We start from the raw sequence: 533 nt of genomic DNA on the forward strand, positions 1-533 counted from the left end.
AGCCTAAAGGTGTGATGATTGAGCATCGCAGTGTACAAGCTTTGGCGAGTGACATGTCCAATTGGTTTGATGGGGTGAGTACCATAGGCTGGTGTGCAAATTACATCTTTGATGCTTCAGTACAAGGTCTAATCTACCTGTTTCGGGGTCATAAGATGGTTATTCTCAGTGATGAGAGTAAAAAAGACCCTGAGTTATTGCGACATTGTATTGAGACACATGATATTGACTTATTGGATTGTACTGCGACCCTATTGCAATACTGGATAGAAGGTTGGGGGGAGTTCACGCCACCACATTTATTGATAGGTGGAGAAGCTATCTCTAGCACATTATGGACGCACCTAGCTCAATACCAACAACATGGCGTAGTGGTATATAACGTGTATGGCCCCACAGAGTGTACGGTCAACAGTACCCGATCGAGAGGAATAACGGGACAGGTAAATATCGGTCGGCCTTTAAAATATGCCCAGTGTTATGTTTTAAATCCAGCAGCAGACAACGCGTTAGTCCCGTTGGGGGCAGTGGGT

The 533-nt window shown here is 45.2% G+C and carries 1 protein-coding gene; it reads left to right on the plus strand.

The features are described from left to right. Positions 1 to 533: AMP-binding protein (locus tag SANK73390_RS06920; RefSeq protein WP_462764907.1), on the plus strand; the 533-nt coding region annotated here is incomplete at both ends.

Source organism: Pseudoalteromonas sp. SANK 73390 (assembly GCF_054966645.1).